Consider the following 19,843-nt stretch of genomic DNA (forward strand, 5'->3'; position numbering starts at 1 on the left):
GGGCAGACGGGAGCGACTCTGCAATCCAGCGCGGCCAGCTCAATCCCGACAGCCAGCACTTCGGACAAGCCACTTCCCGGACCCGCCACAACCCACTCTAGAACACCGTCTCTGGCGGCCTCTTGACACAGAGGGGTGCCAGGACAGGAAGCCTCGGCCTTTCGGAAGCTGGTCACGGCCGCTGACGCGCTCGGGCTGCCCGTCGCGCACCATCGGCGGCAGATGAGGACGGCGGTGGCTTGGGTGGGTGGCCAGATGGGCCGTAACGCCTCGCGCCAGGCCGCGTGCAGCTCAGGGTCGGCCCCGGCCCATTCCACGACGACATTCGTCCAAGACTGATAGTCGGCAGCCCATGCATCATCCCTGCATGCGTGAGTACGACGTTGAGCAGTCGCAGGCGATGCATGTGGTCCACGACGGCCCGCGGCAGGCGCCGCCGCTGTTGCTCATCCACGGATCGGGGTTCTCGGGCGGCTCCTGGAGCCCGGTGGTCCCGGCACTGGCCGGCTACCATCACGTCATCCGGGTTGACCTCCCGGGCTGCGGCCAGTCCCCGCCCGGGCTGTCATACGACGTGCCCGTGCAGGCGGGCTGGGTGGCGGCGCTGCTCGACGACCTCGGCCTTCGTCGGGTCGCCACGGTCGGGCACTCCAGCGGCGGGTACGTCGCCACCGCCCTTGGCCACGGTGGCGGTGGCCTGCTGGGTGTACCAGCTCGGCTGGTTGTTCCACGTCGTGGCCACGTTCGGCACGGCCGTCGACCACACCTCGAACGGGGTCGGCGTGCACGTCGCGGCGTAGGTCTCGGTCAGGTCGAGCGTCGCGGAGATGACGTACTTCCCGGCCAGGCCGCTGCTCGTCAGATCGTAGGAGAAGAACGAGCGGAACTTGCTGATGCCGTCCCACGATCCCACGTAGGCGTCGTCAGGGGTGTTCCAGAATGCGGTGTCTGGTGCCGCCGAGTTGACCACCGCGTACCCGGCCCGGTTCACGGTCAGGCCCGGGTCGATTGAGATTGGGAACGTAACATTCGGGTCGCTCAGCATGGAGGCGTCCGGCGTCACGGTCAGCGTGGACCCGGCGACCTTCGCCGCCATGACCCGGCCGCGCCGGATGCCGGACGCGGCCGTGCGGGATGCGGCATCCCACATCGAAGGTGTACTGCCGACAAAGGCGATCCTCCCGCCGCCGTCGGTCACCGCGAGGTTCCCGGCCGCGTCGGTGGCGGCCGTCAGCCCCTTACCCGACGTCGGGAAGACGAGCTGACGCAGCTTCGGGTCGGCGGCCGCCTTGGCGGTCTTCACGAGCAGCACCTCGGCGAAGCCGTCGACGTCGGCGCGCAGCTCCAGGTCGACGCCCGGCAGCACATCGCCGTAGCGGGCGGTGTGGCCATTGAGTACCGGGACCGGGCAGCGGACCGATCGGCGAGTCCGCGCTCCACGAGCCGCCGTCCTGGGTGAGCGTTACCATCGGGCCGCTGCCGCCGCCGGAGAACGACACCTGCGCGGAGGCTGCCTTCGCAGCGAACCGGCCGTCGCCCTGCGGGATAAGCATTGCATCGATTGACGCCCATGTCTCGCCGCGGTTGACACGGACCGGCCGGAACCGGTGCTCGAGCCGACGGTACCGGCCGCCGTCGCGAACGCCTGGTCGGTCTCAGTGGTCATGTCGGCGATCTGCACGCGCCCACCGCAGGCCCGCGCGGTGACAAGCGCGGCGTTACGGTCCGGCCGCGAACTCCCGCGGCGGGCGCCCGTTGCCCGCCGTCGCGTCCTCCGACGAACAGCCCGCCACCGAGACGACGCCCGCGGCAAGACCGGTGAGCAGCAGCTGACGCCGAGTGAGCACGATCGGTTTCCTTCCCCGCGGGTGCGCCACCGTCCGCCGGGCCGGGGCGGCGCCAGCCTAGCGAGCACCGGTCCGCGAGGGCGACGTCCATATGATTGGATCGACCGGAGTTCCCGCGGCGGCGCAGCGGTTGACAGCGGCAGGAGGTAGCGGCAGGTGACGACCGACTCCCAAGGGCCGGTTCGGGCTTCGGCCCGTGTCGGTGTCGAACCCGCGTCCGACCCGTCCCCGGCGACCCTTGCCCCGCGGCGGCGCCCCAGCCACCTCGGGCCGATCCACGTGCTGCAGGTCGTTGCCGTCGAGGCGGCGATACTCGGCCTGCTCGCCGCACTCGACCAGGGTGTCCTGGTCATCGTGCCGGTCGCGCTCGCCGGGCTGCTCATCGCCGTCGTCGCCCTCGGCCGGCAGAAGAGCCGCTGGTGGCTGGAGCGCCGGGTCCTCGCGTGGCACTTCAACCGCCGCGCGAAGCGGCGCCCCGCCGGGCCGGTCACGGACCCGCGGCTCGCCCCGCTGCGCACGCTCGCGCCGCGGCTGACCGTCCAGGACGTGCCGGTGTCCGACGACTCTGTGATCGGGGTGGCCCGCGACGACGCCGGCTGGTTCGCGGTGGCGGAGGTCACCCCGGCGGCGGCGATGGCCGACGGGCCGTCCGGGCACCTGCCGCTGGAGTCGCTCGTCACCACGCTCACCGGCACCGGCCAGCCCGGCTCCGCCCTGCAGGTGGTCACGCACACCCTCGGCTCCCCCAGCCACGACCTGCAGCAGGCGCTGCCGGCCGCGTACTCCTACCGGGAGCTGGTCCAGCGCTTCGGTACCGCCCCGATCCCGGCCGACCGAGTCACCTGGGTCGCCGTCCGCCTCGACGCGCGGGCCCTCGCCGAAGCCGGCGCGGAGAGCGCCGAGAACGCCGTCGACGTCGTCGCGGCGATGCTCCGCAAGGTCGCGCGGACCCTGCGCGGGGCCGGGGTCAACGTGCGGATCCTCGACCGTGGCGGGGTCCTGACGGCCCTGGAGCGCTCCTGCGACCTGCAGCGCACCGACGACACGGCGCCGCCGCCCCAGCCGCGGGAGACGTGGGACGCGTGGCACTCCGCGGGCCTTGCCCACCGGTCCTACTGGGTGCAGGACTGGCCCGCGATCAACCAGGACGGGGCCGTCGGCGCCCTCGGTGACCAGCTTGCCGCCGTGCCCGGCTCGTTCACCAGCGTGGCGTTCGTCATCGTCCCCGGTGCCGCCGCCGACGCCCAGGTCGACGTCAGGTGTCTGGTACGCATCGCGGCACCCGCCGAGACGATCGCCGCCGTCTGCCAGGTCCTCGAAGGCGGCACCCACGGCGCGCACCTTCTCCCGCTCGACGGCGAGCAGGGTCCTGCCACATATGCGACCGCGCCGACGGGCGGAGGGCCCCGATGACCCGCCCCATCGAACCGGTTCAGCAGCGCGGCGTCCTCGGCGCACCCACACCGGCTCCCGGACCTGCCCAGGGGCAGCCGGCAGGGCAGGCGGGCGGGCAGGCGCCCCACGTGCGGGTCGCCGGGCCGCAGGCGGCACCCGGCACACAGGCCCAGCCCGACGCCGGGAGCGCCGCCGAAGCCCATGCAGCCGCCGAGGCGGAGGCCGAGGCGTCGGCGCAGACCCTGCGGGTCGCGGGGCTCGTCGCCGCCGCCCCGATGCCACCGTCCGGCCCGCCGGGCGGCACCGTCTACGGCAACCGTGACGACGAACGCGACGCCGCTCCTGGCGGCAGACAGCCTGGGCTGCGCATCGGCTGGCACACCGCGTCGCTGACCGCGCTCAACATGATGGGCGTCAGGTCGGCCGGCACCGGGCTCGTCCTCGGCGCGGACCACAGCCAGCAGCCGGTCCCGATCCGGCTGTTCCGGCCCGAACCCACCCGCGTCACGCTCGTCGGCGGGGTGTGGGCGGCGCAGATGCTCGCGTTCCGGGCCCTGGCGCTCGGCTCGCAGATCGTCGTGATGACGGTCGACCCGGCCGCGTGGCATGGCTTCGGCGAACGGGCCGTCAGCCGCGCCGACCGGGTCGCGGTCCTGCACGGTGAGCAGCCGGCCACCATCACCGCGACCGCCCGCCGGCCCGTCCTCGTCGTGCACGACCTCGGCACCACCGGCCCGTCGAACCCACCGGCGGCCGGGCCGTGGCAGACGCAGCTGACCGTCCTGCGGCGGCTCGAGGAGCCCGGCGCGCCCGCGGTGCGGTCGTGCGATCTCGTGGTCCTGCAACGGTTGCACACCACCGAGGCCGCGGTCGCCGGGACGGCGTTGCAGTTGGACCCGCAGACCGTGCAGCGGCTGCAGATGCTGGAGAACGAGATGCTCGCGCTCATCGGTGGCGGCGCCAACCGGTACCTGTGGCTGCACCCCACGTCGACGGAGCGTCAGACCATGGGCAACGCATGTCGATGAGTACGTTGCGCTTCCGGGCGTTCTGTTACGTTGTTCGCCGTCGTCGCCGTCTGTGCAGCCATGACGCAGTGAGGAGATCGCCGTGACGCCCCGGATCGGCATCGGGCTGGCCCGAGTGACCGTCGCCACCCCGAAACGGCGCATCGACGTCGCACTGCCCGACAACGCCATCGTCGCGGAGCTCCTGCCGCACCTGCTGCGCCACGCGGGTGAGGACATGGGCGACACCGACCACAACTCCGGCTGGGTGCTGCGCCGGGCCACCGGCGCGCTCGTCGAGCCGGCCCGCAACCTGACCGTCCAGGGGGTCCGCGACGGCGAGATCCTGCACCTCATGCCGGGGCGTACCGACTGGCCGGAGCTCGCCTACGACGACGTCGTCGAGGTCATCGCCAACGGCGCGCGGCGCACCGGTAGGTCATGGAGCGGCCCCGCCACCCGCCGCGGCGGAATCGCTTTCGGTGTCGTCACGTTCACACTCGGCGTCCTCGCGATCGCCCTGTCCGGCCCGCCGTGGACGATCCCGGCGGCCGTCGCCGGCGGGATCGCGCTCGTGCTGGCCCTCGCCGGGCTTGTCGTCGCCCGCGCCCTCGGCGACGCGCCCGCCGGAGGCGCCGTCGCCGGTGCCGCCCTGCCCTACGCATTCGCCGCCGGCGCCCTCGCCGTCGTGCCCGACGGCATCGGCGTCACCGGGCTCGGCGCGACCAGCGTGCTGCTCGGGTCGGCGGCGCTGCTGGCGGTCAGCGTCCTCGGGTACGTCGGCACGGCCGCCGTGCGGTGGCTGTTCATGGCCGGGCTCGAGGTCGGCATCGCCGGGATCATCACTGGGCTGCTCGTGCTGGCCGGAATGTCGGCGGCCGGGTCCGCCGCGTTCGCCCTGACCCTCGTCATCGGCCTGCTGCCCGGCTATCCGCTGATCGCGAGCTGGCTCGGCAAGCTGCCCGTGCCGACCCTGCCGGACAAGCCGGAGGACATCCTCGTCGACCAGCCGGTGCCGAGCCGGGCCGGGGTGTTCGCCGCTGTCGCCCGCGCCACCGAGCTGCTCACCGGCATGCTGCTGGCCGCCGCCGTCGTCGGTGCCGTGACCATCGTCATGCTCGGCGTCGACGGCCACACCACAAGCATCCTGCTCGCCGCCAGCGCGTCCGCGGCACTGCTGCTGCGGGCCAGGCTCTTCCCTGCTGCCCGGCAGCGGGTCCCGCTGCTCGCCGGTGGCGCGTTCGGCGTCGCGGTGCTGCTGCTCGGCCTCGTCCTGCGCATCGACCCCGGTGGCGGGCGCCTGGTGATCCTCCCGGCGCTGCTGCTCGTCGGGGGTGCGATCGTCGCCGCCGGGCTGATCTACAGCAGACGGACACCGACGCCGTACATCGGCCGCATCGCCGACATCACCGACGTCGTCGCGATCATCGCGCTGATCCCCCTCGCCTGCGGCGTGATCGGCGTCTACGGCTCGATCCAGGCGCTGTTCGCCTCGTTCGGCAGCTGACATGGCGACCCGCCGGGACCAGCTGCAGTCCTACCAGTTCTTGACCCAGCGGGTCCTGTCCGCGTTCGTCATGCGCGAGACCGACCCGGCCCAGTCGCCGCTGCGGCGCGGCATCGGCGCCGTCTTCGCCGGCATCATGGTCGCCGTCCTCGTCGGTGCCGGCTTCGGCGTCTACGGCATCCTCACGAAGGTCGGCGGCACCGGCTGGAAGGCCGACGGATCGATCGTCATCGAGCGCGAGACCGGCGCGACATTCGTCTTCATGGACGGCCGCCTCCACCCGACGCTCAACTTCACCTCCGCACTGCTTGCCTCCGGGCGGGGCGCATCGCAGCTGTTCCGCGTGTCGCAGAAGTCCTTGGGATCCGTGCCGCGCGGCATCACCATCGGCATCACCGGCGCACCCGACTCGCTCCCCCCGGCCGGCAAGGCCGTCGGGCTGCCGTGGACCGTCTGCTCCACGGCGGGCACGTCGAGCTCCGGCGGGCAGACGGCAACGGTCAGCCTCATTGCGGGTGAGGCGACGGCCGGTGCACGTGCCAGTGGAAACGGCCAGGGCGTGCTCATCAAGGACGTCACGGCCGGCCTGACCTACCTCGTCGTCAACGGTCACCGGCACCAGCTGCGGGAGTCGCGGACGGTCATCCCGGCCCTGTTCGGTGCCGTCGTCACCCCGGCCCCGGTCGGCACCGCCTGGATCAACGCCCTTCCCGCGGGTGTGCCGATCAGCCCCATCACCATCAACAACCGCGGCACCGACAGCAAGAGCGTCACCGGCCGCAAGATCGGCGACCTGCTGGTCGTGCAGACGGGCTCCGGCCCGCAGCACTACCTCGTCTTCGACGACGGCATCGCCCCGATCACCCAACTGCAGAAGAACATCATCGACGCCCAGTTCCCCGGCATAGACCCGGAACAGGTCTCCGTCGGCGACATCAACAAGGCCAAGCGCAGCTCCCGCCTGACCACCCCCGAGGGCAACGACGCCGCGGCCCCGGCCGCGCCGCCGAAGCTGGACCTGCAGCCCGGCTCCCCCGGCGACCTCGTCTGCGCCACCACGACCGACCCGCGCAACGCCCCGCAGATCACCGTCGGCGGCACCATCCCCTCCATCGACGCCGGGGTCCCCACGATCGGCCGCTCGACCGCCGGCACCGCCCTCGCCGACCGCGTCTCCGTCCCGGCGGGGCGGGTCGCCATCGTCCGCGTCCTGCCGTCCGCGACTGCCACCTCGGGTGCCTACGCGATCATCACCGACATGGGCGTCCGCTTCTCCGTGCCGTCGGGGGAGGTCCTGCGGATGCTCGGCTACGCACCGGACAAGGCGACCGACGTGCCGAGCTCGCTGGTGACCCGCATTCCGGCCGGTCCGGTCCTCGACCCGGCGGCAGTGTTCCAGCCGCAGGTGGCCGGTGCTCCGGCCGCACAGTCCTCACCGGCCCCGTCCACGTCCCCGTCCGGCTCCTCGTCCCCGAAGCCATCCGCCAGCTGACCCCTGCTCGTTCGCCGCTTGATCAACGTCCCGGGAGCCGGGTGGGCGCTGGACGACAGTGCCACCGGCACTGACAAGGTCGACGCGCCCGGTCATCCGTTCGACGAGTGTTCGACGGGTGGTGGTGTCAGTCGCTCGACCTTGCCGTCACCAACCAGCGCGGCGACTTCGATGCCGGCCCGGAAATGCTAACAACGCGGCTCGAGCAGCTGTCGTTCTGTCGGCGCCCCGACCTGCTGATCGTCATCGGTCAGGAGACCGTCAGTCGAAGAGCATCGCCGGCGGCCCGGGCTCCTCCGGCTCGTCGCGGACCCGAGCCGGAGCCGGATGCTCCGCCCGCCAGCGCCGGCGGTGGCCCCGCGGCAACGCGACGGCGAGGGCCGCGATCACGACCGCGAGCCCGAGCGCGCCGGCCGTGCCGATCAGGGCCCAGCGGCGACTCCCGGCCCAGATGGAGGCGCGGGCAGGCGCCGGGCCGTCGACCGGGCCGATGACCGCCGGCGGCTGCTCGACGACCTGATCGGTGAGGGCACCTGCCGGATTGACGATCCCGTGGCCGTAGAACTGGCTGTCGGGGCCACCTGCGGCGGGGACGGCGGTGCCGGTGAGCCTGCGGGTCACCTCCGCGACGGTCGCCCGCGGGATGAAGGCGCGCACGAGAGCGACGACGGCGCTGACGAATCCCGATGCCACACCCGTACCGTTGACGATCGTGAGACCGGAGGCCCGCTGCAACGTGAGGATGTTGCCGCCGGGTGCGACGAGGTCGACATACTCGCCGAACTGCGAGCTGTCCATCCGGATGCCGCGCTCGTCGACGGCGCCGACGCCGATGACACCGTCGTAGGCGGCCGGGTAGGGGGTCGGGTTCTGCTGGTTGGCGCCGCCGAGGTCACCGACGGCCGCGACGACCACGATCTGCTTGTCGAGGGCCTTCTGCACGGCGGCGCGGACGGCCGGGTCGTCGGTGTAGGTGGGCACGGCCACGTCGATGACGTCGGCGCCGGCGTCGACGGCTGCGTTGATGCCCTTGGCGAGCTCGGCCGCCAGAGCGCCGCCGGTCTGCCGATCGGCGACGACGCGGACCGGCAGGATGCGGGCGAGCGGGGCGACACCGGTGAAGCCGATGCCGTTGGTCACCTTGCCGACGATGACTCCGGCGACCTGTGTGCCGGTGCCGACGCAGTCGGTGTTGGCGGGTCCGGTGCCGGCCACCGCGTCGACCCCCGCGTCGACCCGGCCGCTGAGCTGCGGGTGGGCGGCGTCGACCCCGGATTCGAGGACAGCGACGGTGACGCCGCCGCCGCGGGTGAGGGCCCAGACACCGCTCGCGCCGAGGTTCTGCTGCGCCCACGGCACGGTGGTGATGTCCTGCCCGGGATCGGTGCACTCGGCCGCCGCCGCAGGGGCCGCGAACGGTCCGACCACCGCCACAACGCCGACCAGTGCGACGGCGAGGATCCGGTGCAGCCACATGAGGGATGCGCTCCACATCGTCGTCATTGCGGGGGCGGTGTCCACGGCATCTGGATAAGCCGACCGCTCTCGCGCCGCGTGAACAGATAGCCCCGCCCGGGCGGCAGGAACTGCGGCCGCATGTTGCCGAAGAGCGGACCCTCCTCCCGGGAGCCGGACATCATGATGCCCGGTGAGGCGAGCTCACGGATACGGGTGATGATCGGGTCGAACATCGCCCGCCCGGCGCCACCGATCCGGCGGGTCAGGATGAGGTGCAAGCCGATGTCACGGGCCTGGGGCAGGAACTCGAGCAGCGGCGCCAGGGGGTTGGCCGCGGCGCCGGCGACGAGGTCGTAGTCGTCGACCAGCATGTACAGCTCGGGCCCCTTCCACCAGCTGCGGTTGCGGAGCTGGTCGGGGGTGACCTCCCGCCCGGGGAGCCGTTCGCGCATGACGGTGACGACCTGCTTGACGAGGTCGAGGGTGACCTGCTGGGAGGTGCCGTAGCCGAGGAGGTGCTCGGGGCTGACCGCACCGAGAAGGCTTCGGCGCAGGTCGACGAGCATGATGCGCGCCTCGGACGGCTGGTATGCCTGGGTGATGCTGCGGGCGAGGCCGCGCAGGAAGGCGCTCTTGCCGCACTCGAGGTCACCGAAGAGCAGCAGGTGCGGGTCGGCGTCGAAGTCGAGGGAGACGGGCAGCAGGTCGTTCTCCGCGATGCCGATCGGGATGCGGCCGCGCACCGGTGCCGGCAGCGACTCGAACGGCAGCTGGTCGGGCAGCAGCCGCACCTTCGGGGCGGGTGCCGCGGTCCAGTAGGCCTGCATGTGCTTGACGAACTCGGTGACCGCGTCGGACAGGTCGTCGACCTGCTGCTGGCCGTCGATACGGGGCAGGCCGGTGAGGAAGTGGAAGCCGTCGGCGGTGAGGCCGTGGCCGGGTGCCTGCTCGGGGACGTTGACGGCGGCGCGGCGGTTGATCGCCGAGTCGCTGGGGTCGCCGAGGCGCAACTCGACCTTCGTGGTGAACATGTCGCGGGTCGCGGTACGGATGTCCATCCAGCGGTTGGTCGAGGCGAGGATGTGGATGCCGTAGCCGAGGCCGCGGTTGGCGATCTCCGACACCATCGGCTCGAGGTCCTCGAACTCGCCGCGGAGGGTCGCCCAGCCGTCGACGACGAGGAACACGTCGCCGAACGGGTCCTCCGCCGCGGGGCCGCCGGTGCGCTGGCTGCGGCGGTAGGCGGCGATGCCGTCCATGCCGAGCTTGGCGAACAGCCCGTCGCGGGCCTGCAGCAGCCCGTAGACCTCCGCGACGGTCCGGCGCACGGTGTTGACGTCGCGCCGGTTGGCGATCCCGCCGACGTGCGGCAGGCCGGAGAGGGCGCTGAGGCCGCCGCCGCCGAAGTCGAGGCCGTAGAACTGGACCTCGCGCGGGGTGTGCAGCAGGGCGAGGCTGCTCACGAGGGTCCGCAGGAACGTGGTCTTGCCGGTGACCGGGGCGCCGACGACCATGACGTTGCCGCCGGCGCCGGACAGGTCGAGCCACATCGGGTCGCGCAGCTGCTCGTAGGGCTTGTCGATGATGCCGACGACGCCGTGCAGGCGGCCGTGCAGCGACGCGTCGGCGACGGTCAGGCCGCGCTCGGGCGACTGGACGAACTGCGGCAGCAGCTGGTCGAGGGTCGGCGGCTCGTCCAGCGGCGGCAGCCACACCTGGTGCGCGGCCGTGCCCTGGCCCTCCATCCGCCGCACGAGGACGTCGAGCAGGGTCTCCCCGACGTGGGTCTCCTCCGGCTCTGGTGCCTCGTCGGCCTGCGCGGTCTCACGCGGCGGGGTGACGTAGGCGGTGGTGAAGTCGCGGACGGCGTCGACGGCCCTCCCGCCGACCGTCGGCAGGGCTCCGTCGCGCCGGTAGGCCCCCGACACGTACGCCGCCTTGAACCGGATCAGCCCCTCCGTGCCGGCCTTCAGGTAGCCGTGGCCGGGTGAGCGCGGCAGCTCGTAGGCGTCGGGGACACCGAGGACGGTGCGGCTCTCCATCGAGGAGAACGTCCGCAGGCCGAGCCGGTAGGACAGGTGCGTCTCCAGGCCGCGCAGGCGGCCCTCCTCGAGGCGCTGCGAGGCGAGGAGCAGGTGCACGCCGAGGGACCGGCCGACCCGCCCGATCTGCACGAACATGTCGATGAAGTCGGGCCTGGCGGTCAGCAGCTCGCTGAACTCGTCGACGATGATGAGCAGGCTCGGCAGCGGCCCGAGCGGGATCCCGGCGGCGCGTGCCCGCTCGTAGTCGCGCTGCGACGCGTAGTTGCCGGCCTTGCGCAGCAGCTCCTGGCGGCGTACGAGCTCGCCCTGGATCGCGCCGAGCATGCGGTCGACGAGTGACAGCTCGTCGGCGAGGTTGGTGATGACGGCGCTGGTGTGCGGCAGGCGGTCCAGCGCGGTGAACGTCGCGCCGCCCTTGAAGTCGACGAGGACGAAGTTGAGGATCTCCGGGTTGTGCTTGACGGCCAGGGCGAGCACGAGGGTGCGCAGCAGCTCGCTCTTGCCGGAGCCGGTGGCGCCGACGAGCAGGCCGTGCGGGCCCATGCCGTCCTGCGCGGACTCCTTGATGTCCAGCTCGATCGGGCGTTTGTCGGCGCCCATGCCGATCGGCACGCGCAGCCGGTCGCGGTTGGGCCGGCTGGCCCACGCCTGCGCGAGGTCGAACTCGGCCGGGTCGCCGAGCTCGAGCAGCTCGGCGAGGCCGAGGTCGACGGTGACGGAGGTCGACTCGGCGAAGGAGGCCGCCGACAGCCGCAGCGGTGCGAGCTCCCGCGCGAGCACCTCGGTCTCCGCGGGGTGCAGCCGGTCGGCCTTGCCGATCTGGATGGTGCCGTCCATGGTGATGCCGGAAACGGCGCCGTCCGCCGCGATGTCCAGCACGACGGTCGTGTCGTCGAGTAGCCGCGGCGGCGGGTTGGACAGGTCGATGATGGTGACGCCGGCGACACCGCCCTCGGTCATGAGGTGGTCGGACCCGGCGGTGGAGCCGCCGTCGATGACGACGACGGTGTGCGGGCCGGCGAAGTTCTGCGCGACGGCGGGGTCGAAGCGGGGCCGGTTGGCCAGGACGTCGTCGAGCATGGCCTCCAGGCCGGTGACGCCGGGCGTGAAGAGCCGCACCGCACCGACCGCGTCGACCTTGGTGGGGTGGGCGGCGTGCGGCAGCCACTTCACCCACGACCACTGCGGTGCCTGCGCGTCGGCGACGGCGACACCGATCAGCAGGTCGTCGGGCGAGTGGAACGTCACCATCTGGGCCAGCAGCGCGCGGACGAGGTCACGGACGGTCTGCTCGTCGGTGCCGCGGATGTAGACGTGGGAGAAGTCCCGCAGCGCGATCGCGACCGGCAGGTCGGGCACGACGGTGTAGGTCGCGACGAACTTGCGCAGCGCCATCGCGCACAGCGGCTCGAGCTCGTCGACGGGGCGGGTCTGCGGCGGGATGAGCGGGGTGGCGACCTCCTGCGCGCCGAGGCCGATCCGGACGACGCTGAAGTCGGCGTCGCCGCGGCGGCGTTCCCACAGCCGGGCGCCGGTGACCAGCGACCACAGCACCGACGGGTCGGGGTGGCGGTAGTAGATGGCCTCGCGCTGCTTCTTGATCGTGTCGCGCAGCTGGGCGCGCAGCTGGCTGAGGCGCCGCATGTACTGCCGGCGGGCCTCGATCATCTCCTTCTTGCCCGGCCCGTTGGTCTGCGTGGCCATCATGGCGATCATGCCGAGGATCGAGACGCCGTACATACCGCCGGCGACGTAGACGAGCGGGCCCGAGCGGCCGCTGGCGCCCATCATGAGACCCATCGCCACGGCGCCGGCCGCCATCGGCAGGATCATCAGCATCCGGGTCCACGTCTTGCCGGCCGCGTTCGGCACCTCCGGCGGCGGGTCGAGCAGCACGTCCCCGGTCGGCAGCTGCGGCGCGGCACGCCGCGGCGGACGCTTGATGATGACGGACGTCACGTGCTTGCCTCCCCGGTCTGACCAGCGCGACCAATCCTATCGACCACCGTGCGCCCACACCTCATCGCTCTCGCGCGTGGTGGTGGTCGTGCCCGCGGCGGGGTTCTCAGGCTCCCACAGCAGCAGTGCCTGCACGTCCTGCGCCGGCAGCTCGATGCCGAAGTCGGTGCGCGGGTTGACGGCGAGGGCGGTGTCCTCCGGCCACACGCCGAGCAGCAGCACGAACGGCATCGTCACGCTGTGCACCCGGCCGGTCGCGGGATCGATGCGGGCTATCGGGAACGCCGCGAAGAACGCCTCCTCCGACGTGAAGACCTCCAGGACCGGCTCCTGCTCCGTCCCGGCGGGCCGCCACCAGTCCTGCTGGTCGAGCAGCTGCTCGGGGTCCTCGACGGCGTGCGCGGTCGGCACGACGACGGTCGAGTCGAGCAGGGTGTCGATGTACGTGCCGGGATCGTTGCGCTCGACGGCGTCACGCAGGACCGTGTCGGTGTCGAAGACCTGCGTGGCCCGCTCGTCCTCGGCGAACCCGGCGACGATGACCTGGGCGGCGGTCGGCAGCTTGACGTCGCCCTCCGCCGCCGCCCCGACCGCCTCCACGGGCAGATACGCGTCGATCGGATAGCCCGGGTTGACCGCCAACCGCCACTCCGGCTGCGGCCACCGCTCGAGCAGCTCCTGGTAGGTGGTGACCGTGTAGGCGTCGGCGACCCCGGCGACCGAGGCCGTCAGTCCCTCCAGCGACGTGTACACCACCAGGACGGTCTGACCGAACAGCTCCGCGGTGATGAACGTCTGCTCCTCGGTCTCCTCCTGGCCGGCCTGCGGCAGGTAGAGCTCGGCGGAGGCGACGATGCCGAAGAACGCCTGCTGGTCACCGTCGGCGAGGGCCTTGGCGAGGGCGCGCTCGGTCTCGTTCGCCGGCTCCCACTGCGGAGGCTGCTGGTCAAGGGCGGGGTCGGTCATCGGGTCGCTTCTCCGCTCGCCGGTTGCGGGCCGGTGGGGCGTTTCGCGGCCGGCAGCGCCGCGCCCATCCGGTCCGGGTGCAACTGTGTCACGTCGGCAGCCGCGGCCGCCGCCCGCAGCGGCTCCGGCGGCTCGCACAGCATCTGCCAGAAAGCCTTGAAGTCGTCGGCGCAGTGGTGCAGCAGCCGCTCGCACACGTCTTCGGCGGTGTCGTCGTCCTTGGCCCGCGGGTCGTCGTCGTCGAACCACCACACGGAGCCGGTCGCCTCGCCACGCACCTTCACTGCGATCAGCCCGCCCTGGACGTAGCCGGCCGCGACGTAGTCGGCGGTGAACCGGTCACCGAACCAGGCGTTGGCGTAGAGCAGGTCCTGCAGCGCGTCAGGGCGGGCCACGCCGAACATCGGCTGGTCGGCGACGAACCCGAGACCGACGTGCACGACCGCGAGGTGCGGGCCGCCACCGTTGCTGTCGCGCAGATACTGACGGTAGTCCGCCGGCAACGCACGGCCGAGGTGCTCCTCCACCTTCGTGAGGGCGCCGTCGGCGACGGTGGCCTCGACCCGGCTCGGCACCGGCCACCGGCCCGGCTCGCCGAGATAGCGGCGGGTCCGGTCGGTGCGGGCGGTGCTCACGCCGCCGAGGTGCCGGTGCGCGCCGTGCAGCTCGATCGGCACCAGCGCGGCCCGCCGCGGCGCGCCGGGTGTGACGACCGGCAGGTGCGCCCACGTCCAGCCGGCCGGTCCGCCGCCGGCCGGGGCGTCCTCATGGAGCGGGTCGGTGCCGGCGACCACGCGGTTGGCGGCGAGCACATCCACGACACGGTTGGCATGGGCGCCGAGGTCGTCACGGACCGGTGGCAGCTGCACGACGGCCCGCGCATACGGCACCCAGTCGGGAAAACCGTGCGCATCCACGACGATCCCCGCCCGGTAGCGCACCCGCAGCATGGGTGAGCCAGGGTGCAGCACCTGGAACGCATGCCGGCCACCGGCGATCATCGACCGCTCCTTCCCCGTCAGGAGGCATCGAGGCTAAGCTACCGCCGTCGGTCGTCGGCTACCACGGGGGAGTTCACGCATGCTACGGGTCGCACCGCCGGTCGCCGCGCTGCTGGTGGCGGCGGTTGCACTGAGCGGCTGCAACACACCGGCGGAGAGCCCGCCGCCGCCGGCGGCGAAGGTGACCCACACGGTGACCTACGAGCTGTTCCACTCCGGCGGTCCCGGATTGAAGATCGTCGGCGCCCACACCGACGAGCGGGGCGCGTCGGTGTCGTTCGAGACCCCGCAGTCGACCTGGGCGAAGCAGGTCGACGTGGTGTATCCGGACGTCACGATCGTGGTCCTCGGCGGCAACGCCGCCCCGGACGGCGACACCGTGATCGGCGCGCAGATCCCGCAGCTGCAGTGCATCTTGTCGGTCGACGGCTCGATCGTCGCCCAGCAGCACTCGCTGAGCCCGCGGTGCGAGGCGAAGCTCACCGGCACCGTTACGACACCGAAGCCCGGCTCGCCCGCGCCGTCAGCATCCCGCTGACCCGTCAGCCTCGCAGCAGCTGCGCCAGGGCGGCCCTGGCCTGATCGGCCGTCGCCGTGGTGACCGGCGGGCACATGAACCCGTAACGCAGGATGTGCCCGGCGAACGGCGGCTCGGGCAGCAGATGTTCGCGCTCCAGCCGCTCGGCCAGGGCCGGCGCCCAGATCCAATGGCCGTCGGTGCGGTAGCCGCCGCCGACGGGCGCACCGGCGCGCAGATACCGCAGATACCGCTGGCGGCGGCCCGGATTGTCCAGGCGCTCACCGCCGGCCTCCCCGGCGAGGACGAACTCCCCCACGGCGTCTCCGTTCGTCACCACGGCGGCGCCAGCGGCACGCCGTCGGCCACCGCCTCGCAGTCCCACGCCGCGGGCGCGCCGTGGGGAGCCTTCGGGATCCGCACGGTCCACCGGCTCACGTCGAGCACCGGCCTGCCGCCGACGACCTCGCTGGTCTGCCGGGACGCGAAGAACGTCAGCTGCGTCGCGTCATCCGTGTCCCGTACCTGCGGCGCATCCACCTGCCGTAGGTCCGCCTCCGGCGGATACTCGCCGCGCCACGCGGCCGGATCGGTCACGACCTGTTTGAACCAGCCGCCCGGCCACTGGCACGAGGCGAGCACCTCCGCATACGCCACCGGGTCGAGGTCGCCGGTGAGGACGAGCGCACCGAGCGCCGCGACGGTGCCCGGGTCACGCAGGTGCAGGGCCTCGCCGTCGGTGCGCAGCAGGAAGACGTCCTGCGGCGCCGGGCCCTCGACCTCCTGGTCCTCGCGGATCGCCACGACGAGCGCTTCGACCCACGGTGCCGCGCCGACGCGCAGCAGATCGGGCACGACCCGGACGTTGAACAGCCGGTCGCTGGTCTCGACGGCGAGTGCGGGATGCGGCGCGTAGTCCTTGCTCCACACGACGGTCTCGTCGTCGAAGAACACGAACCGTCGCAGGAGATCCAGCAACACCGCACCACTGACCATCGTCTGCCTCGCGTCCGCCCGTCGACTGCCGTGGGCAAGCGTAGCGTGAGTAAGGTCGTCGGCATGGTCCTGCGACTGGCACGCACGAACGTCGAGGCACACCTGTTCATCGAGTTGCACCCGTGTGAGACGTGCGGCGAGACCCGCTTCATCCCGCCGAGCTCCGTCGTGGTCGTCGGTGGCGACCTCGCCAGCCGATATGCGGGGCCGTGCCCGCACTGCGGCACCGAGCGGGAGTTCACGTTCCGCCTGCCGGAGCAGGTGACGGTCCCCGACGAGGAGGAGCCGGCCTTCGGCGTCGACGGCGGCGCGTCGGAGATCATCGACGCGGGTGAGTGGCTGTGGGTGGCCGACCTCATCATCCGCAACGCGCCCGCCGAGCCGGACGAGGGGATGACCGCCGAGCAGCGCCGGCAGGCGTTGATCGACCTGCGGATCGCGGCCGCCGCCGTCGGCGAGGCGATCAAGTTCGTCCCGCCGGGCGCCGACGCCGTCCCTGTCCATGCACTGTGGACCGAGCGCGGTCGGTCGGTGTACGACGCCGAGCCGGGCAGGTTCCGCAAGATCCGGCTCGAAGCGGTCCAGCGGACATACCGGGAGCTCTCCGACGGCTTCGCCCCCCGCTGACCGCGCAATCGGCTGTCAGGCCGTCAGGGCCAGCAGCGCCTGCCGGCACGCCTCGATGCGCTCCTGCAGGCGTTCGCGGGTGAAGGCGGCCGGCTCCGCGGCGTACCTGGCCCGTCCCGTCTCCGACGTGAACGCCGAAGCCGGCACCGCGGACGCGTCCGGCGGTACGAACTTCAGCACCTCCTCCGCGGCGGCGAGCGCGTCGGAGGCGGCGGTGCGCGCGTCGTCGCGGCGGGGCCCGGACGCGTCCGCGGGGACGGTCGCGTGCCGGGCCGCCCGTTCGCTCATCGCAAGGAACTCGCCCGGGTCGATGATCCGGGACGGTTCCGGTCCCCCGTAGGCCGGCGGCGGCACCGCATCCGGTGCGAGCACGAACTCGAACCGGCGGGACGCGCCGCACGACGGGCAGGGCCCTGCGTAGGCCGACCGTGGACCCGGCCCGCGGTCGTGCCGCGACCACGGGAAGTCCCATTCGCCGCACCGCTCACACGGGTGCAGGGCCATATACAGATGGCACTCGGTCACCGACCGCGCGACCAGCAACGCAACCTCCCTCTACACCGGCCTCTAGACCGGCACGGACTCGGCGACGGTCCGCGCCTGCCAGGTGGCCGGGGCGTCGGGCGGTATCGACACCGACCACACCGACACGTCCAGCGTGAACCGCCCGGACAGGTCCGCGATCCGCTGGGTCGCGGCGAACGTCAGCGTCATCGTGCCGCCGGCCAGTCGCACCGACAGCGGTTCGACGTCCGGCAGCGGTGCACCGGCCGGATGTCTGCGGCGCCACGCGACCGGGTCGACGACGACCTCCTTCGGCCAGCTGCCCCGCCACTGGCCGTGCACGAGCAGCTCCGCGTACGCCGCCGCCGGCAGGTCACCGGAGAGCACCCGCTCCCCCAGCGCGGCGACCGCGCCGGCGTCGGCGAGGCGGACCGCGGTGCCGTCGTGCCGCATGAGCAGATACTCCCGCGGCGCCGGGCCGTCGAAGTCCTCGTCCTCGCGGGTGACGGCGACGACCGCCGCGACGAATGACGCCCGCTCGGCCTGCAGCAGCCCGCGCACGACCGCCACCGAAAGCCCGCGCTCCGCCGTCGACAGGTCCACGACCGGCGTGTCGGTGCCGTCGCCGACGGCCTTCATCCACTCAATCGTCTCGTCGTCGCGCAGCACGTACCGCCTGGCGAACTCGACGAGCCGGTCAGCACCGATCGTCACCAGTCGTCCTCCATCCAGTCACGGATCGCGGCGTCCAGTAGGCGCCGCTGCACGAACTGCCCCAGCGGTTCGGTGTCGAACCGCACGGTGCCGACCTGCCGGCCCGGCCGCAGCCGCACCGCCAGCTCGTCGAGCAGGTCCGCGGTGACGGTTGCCACCACGTCCGGCAGCACCACCCAGGCCCGCTGCGGCGACCACCGCGGCACCGGGTCGTCCGGGCCCGGCCGCCACGGCCCGCGCAGGTCCCGCAGGTGGTCCCGGACGCCGGCGGCGTGCTCGGCGAGGCCGACGGGGCGCGGGACGTCACCGTCGAAGCGGATGAACGACACCAGGTGCTCGGCCGGGCGCAGCCCTTCGGCGCGTTCCCGCCAGTCCGGGCCGGCGCTGCGGTAGAGGCCGCCGAGCAGCTGCGCGGCCGCGTCCGCCGCATCGAACCGGACGCTGAAGTCGGTGCCGCCGGCCAGCTCCCGCGGGCTCGGTGTAGCCGCCGCGGCGAGCCGCGCGGCCGCTTCGAGGCGGTCGGCGGCGGCCGGCATCGGCAGGCCGGTCGCGAGCGGCTGCGGTCCGCGCAGCGACGGGCGCGGCCGGGGCGGGTGCGGGGCGCCGGTGACCGCGGTGCGCAACGCGGCGGCGAACTGTGCCGCGACCGCGCTCAGCTCACCTCCGGCAGCACCGACCGTCACGGCCGGCCGGCCCGGGGCGAGGCGGCCGGTGAGCTCCCGCAGCAGCCCCCCGGCGAGCGTGTGCCACAGCCCCGGCATCGCCACGACCGTGCCCGGGGCGGGCGGCGGCGCCGCGGTGATCCGCTGCTCCCACGCCCGGACCGCGTCCGCGATCCCGACTGGGCGGCCGTCCTCGTCCACTGCGGACGCCAGCTGCCATGCCGGGTCGGCGGTGCCCGGCAGCGTCGTGCGCGGCAGTGCGGTCAGCAGCATCTCCAGCTCCGACCAGCGCCCACGGCGCTCCTGCGGCCAGTGCGCACGGGCGGCTGCCGGGGAGTGCTCGCTCAGCATCCGCGCCGCCGCGGAGTACACCCGTTCGTAGCGCTCCTGCACGTCAGATCACCCTGCCGGGGCCGTCAAGGCTGCCGGGGCCGTCGGGCCGCAGCAGCGCCGCGAGTGCGCGGGCGTTGCGCGGCGACAGGGCGGCGCCGTCGAGCTCGGGCAGGAACCAGTGGGCGAACTCCGGGCCCTCGGTGGGGAAGAAGAAGTGCGCGGCGGCGAGCGGCACGAGATCCCGGTGCAGCTCGGCGAGGTCGACCAGGTCGAGCCGGACCGCGTCGGTGATGACCCGGCGCAGCTCCAGGAGGTCCATGTGACCGCGGACGAGGTCCAGGACCGTGCGGTGCGCGACGGTGACCGGGAGCCTGCCACGGACGGTCACCTCGTCCGGGCGCAGCGTCTCGACCAGCACCCGGGTCGCGCGCGGCGCGGGCAGCGGCTCCGGTGCGATGAAGCTGACCCGGCCGAGGCTCGGCGCACCGAGCCGCCACGCCCGGGCCGCGGCCTCGTGCGACAGCACCGCGTCGGCGGTCACATCGCCGCCGGCGCCGGGGCGTTCCCAAGCGAAAACGGCCGGGCGCAGCGCCAGCCAGGCCGCGTAGGGATACGCGTCGATCGGCTCAGTCGGGCTGCCGCGGACCTCGAACACGTCCCAGTCGACCCTGGTCAGCAGCACCCGGCGATACAGCTCGGCGCGCATGGCGGGGTCGACGCCGGCACGTTCCAGCTGCGCGGCCGTCACCAGCCCGCCCTGCCGGCCCGCCACCGCGGTGACCGCCTCGAACGCCCACTCGACCGTCATGCCCC

General features: G+C 73.0%; 17 protein-coding genes and 2 pseudogenes. 7 read left to right on the forward strand and 12 right to left on the reverse strand.

The window, feature by feature from the left end; translation table 11 throughout:
• Positions 1–400 precede the first annotated feature (400 nt).
• Positions 401–796: pseudogene (locus tag ABT297_RS13590) on the forward strand (alpha/beta fold hydrolase); the annotation flags it as partial.
• Here the strand turns inward: ABT297_RS13590 and ABT297_RS13595 are convergent.
• Positions 692–1,150, reverse strand: a pseudogene (locus tag ABT297_RS13595) (hypothetical protein); the annotation flags it as partial. The pseudogenes ABT297_RS13590 and ABT297_RS13595 overlap by 105 nt on opposite strands.
• A gap of 568 nt (positions 1,151–1,718) precedes the next feature.
• Positions 1,719–1,847: a hypothetical protein gene (locus ABT297_RS13600; protein WP_350548512.1), complete on the reverse strand. Its 129-nt coding sequence runs from the start codon at positions 1,845–1,847 to the stop codon at positions 1,719–1,721.
• Positions 1,848–2,003: 156 nt separating this feature from the next.
• Between ABT297_RS13600 and ABT297_RS13605 the strand changes: the two genes are divergently transcribed.
• The 4 genes from ABT297_RS13605 (at position 2,004) to eccB (ending at position 7,248) form a co-directional block, all read left to right on the forward strand.
• Positions 2,004–3,260, forward strand: coding sequence for a type VII secretion protein EccE (locus ABT297_RS13605; RefSeq protein ID WP_350548514.1), 1,257 nt, complete (start codon positions 2,004–2,006; stop codon positions 3,258–3,260).
• Positions 3,257–4,270 carry a hypothetical protein gene (locus ABT297_RS13610; protein WP_350548516.1) on the forward strand — a complete coding sequence of 338 codons (1,014 nt, stop codon included), beginning with the start codon at positions 3,257–3,259 and terminating at the stop codon, positions 4,268–4,270. Before ABT297_RS13605 ends, ABT297_RS13610 begins: the two co-directional genes overlap by 4 nt.
• 82 nt (positions 4,271–4,352) lie before the next feature.
• Positions 4,353–5,756 (forward strand): type VII secretion integral membrane protein EccD, encoded by a 1,404-nt coding sequence (gene eccD / locus ABT297_RS13615; RefSeq protein WP_350548518.1) that lies wholly within the window; start codon positions 4,353–4,355, stop codon positions 5,754–5,756.
• Position 5,757: 1 nt separating this feature from the next.
• Complete coding sequence (eccB, locus tag ABT297_RS13620; protein WP_350548520.1) at positions 5,758–7,248, forward strand: type VII secretion protein EccB; 1,491 nt, start codon at positions 5,758–5,760, stop codon at positions 7,246–7,248.
• Between the two features lie 261 nt (positions 7,249–7,509).
• On the opposite strand, the gene ABT297_RS13625 is transcribed toward eccB, so the two are convergent.
• From ABT297_RS13625 to ABT297_RS13640, 4 genes are read right to left on the reverse strand one after another with little or no spacing between them, the layout of a single operon-like run.
• Positions 7,510–8,742, reverse strand: a complete 1,233-nt coding sequence (locus ABT297_RS13625) for a S8 family serine peptidase (RefSeq protein WP_350548522.1) — start codon at positions 8,740–8,742, stop codon at positions 7,510–7,512.
• A gap of 5 nt (positions 8,743–8,747) precedes the next feature.
• Complete coding sequence (gene eccCa, locus ABT297_RS13630; RefSeq protein WP_350548524.1) at positions 8,748–12,710, reverse strand: type VII secretion protein EccCa; 3,963 nt, start codon at positions 12,708–12,710, stop codon at positions 8,748–8,750.
• Positions 12,711–12,746: 36 nt separating this feature from the next.
• Positions 12,747–13,676: an SseB family protein gene (locus ABT297_RS13635; RefSeq protein WP_350548526.1), complete on the reverse strand. Its 930-nt coding sequence runs from the start codon at positions 13,674–13,676 to the stop codon at positions 12,747–12,749.
• Positions 13,673–14,677 (reverse strand): HNH endonuclease, encoded by a 1,005-nt coding sequence (locus ABT297_RS13640; RefSeq protein WP_350548528.1) that lies wholly within the window; start codon positions 14,675–14,677, stop codon positions 13,673–13,675. The genes ABT297_RS13635 and ABT297_RS13640 overlap by 4 nt, the downstream gene beginning before the upstream one ends.
• Before the next feature lie 79 nt (positions 14,678–14,756).
• Between ABT297_RS13640 and ABT297_RS13645 the strand changes: the two genes are divergently transcribed.
• Entirely contained in the window at positions 14,757–15,215 is a 459-nt protein-coding gene (locus ABT297_RS13645; RefSeq protein ID WP_350548530.1) for a hypothetical protein, read from the forward strand.
• Between the two features lie 4 nt (positions 15,216–15,219).
• Here ABT297_RS13645 and ABT297_RS13650 read toward each other — a convergent pair whose 3' ends face one another.
• Together ABT297_RS13650 and ABT297_RS13655 are read right to left on the reverse strand one after the other, a co-directional pair.
• Positions 15,220–15,513: a hypothetical protein gene (locus ABT297_RS13650; protein WP_350548532.1), complete on the reverse strand. Its 294-nt coding sequence runs from the start codon at positions 15,511–15,513 to the stop codon at positions 15,220–15,222.
• Positions 15,514–15,527: 14 nt separating this feature from the next.
• Positions 15,528–16,175, reverse strand: coding sequence for a hypothetical protein (locus tag ABT297_RS13655; protein ID WP_350548534.1), 648 nt, complete (start codon positions 16,173–16,175; stop codon positions 15,528–15,530).
• 78 nt (positions 16,176–16,253) lie between these two features.
• On the opposite strand from ABT297_RS13655, the gene ABT297_RS13660 reads away from it, so the two are divergent.
• Positions 16,254–16,817: a hypothetical protein gene (locus ABT297_RS13660; protein WP_350548536.1), complete on the forward strand. Its 564-nt coding sequence runs from the start codon at positions 16,254–16,256 to the stop codon at positions 16,815–16,817.
• A gap of 15 nt (positions 16,818–16,832) precedes the next feature.
• Here the strand turns inward: ABT297_RS13660 and ABT297_RS13665 are convergent, their stop codons facing one another.
• The 4 genes from ABT297_RS13665 to ABT297_RS13680 form a co-directional block, all read right to left on the reverse strand.
• Positions 16,833–17,189: a hypothetical protein gene (locus tag ABT297_RS13665; protein WP_350548538.1), complete on the reverse strand. Its 357-nt coding sequence runs from the start codon at positions 17,187–17,189 to the stop codon at positions 16,833–16,835.
• Between the two features lie 195 nt (positions 17,190–17,384).
• Positions 17,385–18,035: a hypothetical protein gene (locus ABT297_RS13670; protein WP_350548540.1), complete on the reverse strand. Its 651-nt coding sequence runs from the start codon at positions 18,033–18,035 to the stop codon at positions 17,385–17,387.
• Positions 18,032–19,090: a hypothetical protein gene (locus ABT297_RS13675; protein WP_350548542.1), complete on the reverse strand. Its 1,059-nt coding sequence runs from the start codon at positions 19,088–19,090 to the stop codon at positions 18,032–18,034. Before ABT297_RS13675 ends, ABT297_RS13670 begins: the two co-directional genes overlap by 4 nt.
• Before the next feature lies 1 nt (position 19,091).
• Entirely contained in the window at positions 19,092–19,838 is a 747-nt protein-coding gene (locus ABT297_RS13680; protein WP_350548544.1) for a hypothetical protein, read from the reverse strand.
• Positions 19,839–19,843: the final 5 nt, after the last annotated feature.

It is taken from the genome of Dactylosporangium sp. NPDC000555, assembly GCF_040300025.1.
Lineage (GTDB): Bacteria > Actinomycetota > Actinomycetes > Mycobacteriales > Micromonosporaceae > Dactylosporangium.

Bases quoted from the DNA above. Each gene is read 5' to 3' on its own strand.
- ABT297_RS13610 (WP_350548516.1), top strand. From the start codon at position 3,257: ATGACCCGCCCCATCGAACCGGTTCAGCAGCGCGGCGTCCTCGGCGCA.
- eccB (WP_350548520.1), top strand. From the start codon at position 5,758: ATGGCGACCCGCCGGGACCAGCTGCAGTCCTACCAGTTCTTGACCCAG.
- ABT297_RS13625 (WP_350548522.1), bottom strand. From the start codon at position 8,742: ATGTGGAGCGCATCCCTCATGTGGCTGCACCGGATCCTCGCCGTCGCA.
- ABT297_RS13635 (WP_350548526.1), bottom strand. From the start codon at position 13,676: ATGACCGACCCCGCCCTTGACCAGCAGCCTCCGCAGTGGGAGCCGGCG.
- ABT297_RS13640 (WP_350548528.1), bottom strand. From the start codon at position 14,677: ATGATCGCCGGTGGCCGGCATGCGTTCCAGGTGCTGCACCCTGGCTCA.
- ABT297_RS13645 (WP_350548530.1), top strand. From the start codon at position 14,757: ATGCTACGGGTCGCACCGCCGGTCGCCGCGCTGCTGGTGGCGGCGGTT.
- ABT297_RS13660 (WP_350548536.1), top strand. From the start codon at position 16,254: ATGGTCCTGCGACTGGCACGCACGAACGTCGAGGCACACCTGTTCATC.
- ABT297_RS13680 (WP_350548544.1), bottom strand. From the start codon at position 19,838: ATGACGGTCGAGTGGGCGTTCGAGGCGGTCACCGCGGTGGCGGGCCGG.